General features: G+C 47.4%; 3 protein-coding genes. All 3 read left to right on the top strand.

Annotation, left to right across the window (positions count from 1 at the left end):
- A partial coding sequence (locus PLA23_RS13395) for a DUF3782 domain-containing protein (protein WP_324475534.1) occupies nucleotides 1–447 on the top strand: 447 nt, incomplete at its 5' end.
- A gap of 236 nt (nucleotides 448–683) precedes the next feature.
- On the top strand, nucleotides 684–809 hold the full coding sequence (locus tag PLA23_RS13390; RefSeq protein ID WP_324475533.1) for a hypothetical protein: 126 nt from the start codon (nucleotides 684–686) through the stop codon (nucleotides 807–809).
- A 199-nt stretch (nucleotides 810–1,008) separates the two neighbouring features.
- Nucleotides 1,009–1,491, top strand: a 483-nt coding sequence (locus PLA23_RS13385; RefSeq protein WP_324475532.1) for a S8 family serine peptidase, incomplete at its 3' end; no start/stop codon positions are given.

Genomic DNA, 1,491 nt, shown 5'->3' with positions numbered 1-1,491 from the left:
GAAACCGAAAGATCACTTGTTCAGTTAACCCGTACAGTCACGTTTACCTTAGGGGGTCTTGGAAGAAGATGGGGGATGGATTCTGAAAATTCGTTCAGAAACGGACTTATTGAAATACTTCGTGACACCGGGAATGAAGTCAGTAGTTATCAGATAAGCGATACAGAGGGCTTTGTCTTTGGACATCCGTCTGTTATTGACATTGATCTCATCGTACGGGGAGATACGATCATTCTTGTTGAACTGAAGGCATCGGTGAGTAAAAGCGATGTTTATGTGTTTATGAAGAAGGCGGAACTGTATTCCAGAAAAACCGGGAAGAGGACAGACCGGCTGGTGATGATAACACCGTTTGTTGATGATGATGCAGGAGTATTTGCCGGAGAGAACAAGGTTGTTATCTGCGATGCTATCACGGACACCACAGAAAAACTGAAGATCCCGTAAATAAATAATGATGAAATTCTTCTGTATGGGGGCGTGATGGCCTTTCCGCGAACTCCGGTTTCGCAAAGACCCTCTCTTCCTATCCCCGATAGATCATTGTAATGGTCTTCTCTCTCCCTTTTACAGTATTTTCCGGTTATCGCAGTATTCTTTCCTGCCCGGTACCTCCTCTGCTACCCCGTATTTCGATGCATCATGGTGCAGTGACGGCTTATGCTGGTCTGAAGTGGCAGTGGATGAGGCATGATCGATATTATGACTGGTACTCACAAACGAAACATCCGGTACTATCGGACCGTCTGATGAGAACAGACGGTATGGTTCATGTGGTCTTCTCTCTAACCGCTCTTTCAGGACTTTGATCCCGCATAGTATCCTGGCAGGATTACCCGGTTTGATGAAGGTATTACGATTTTGATGTGCTATATTTTAAGTCATACTTTGAGGTGTTGCCTAATAGGCAACTCTGTTCCTCCTCTCATATATAAAAATAAAAGCGCCTCCACATTATTATATATAATGATTGCGAATTAACATTCACAGAATCAGAGGTGATTGATCATGCTGAGACAATATATATTCATTATTATTCTGAGTTTCTTCCTTTGTATTGGTTTCCAGGCGGTCATGGCCGTGCCTGGGATGGAAGATTCTCATCCGGCGGTGGATAAGCCACCTGTTGTCGGGGCTTTTGCCCCTTTTTCGCCACCGACGGTTGTACGTCCGGTCTCTCCGGCTTTAGGCCCACCAATAGGTCACCCTGCGACGGGCATTGTACAATCGCCGGTGATGGCAGGCAGCAGCAGTGGTCAGGTGGCAACGCATGAAGCGGGCATTGCCAGTAACAATACCGCCAATGCTTCTGCACAGAGTCGGGAATATGCTCCTGACCGGGTCATTGTGAAGTTTAAGACGACCGGGGTGGCCGGGGCATCATCACTCGAGCAGATCCAGGCTGAGGCACATGCAGCCCTCGGTGCGACGGTGATTGCGGATGCAAAAACCCTTGGTGTTGAGGGAATGCAGGTGGTCAGTATTCCGAAC

Origin of the sequence: Methanospirillum sp., assembly GCF_035406105.1 — an archaeon.
GTDB lineage: Archaea > Halobacteriota > Methanomicrobia > Methanomicrobiales > Methanospirillaceae > Methanospirillum.
The sequence above is the reverse complement of the archived record's forward strand: the minus strand, read 5'-3'. Positions and strand labels throughout refer to the sequence as shown.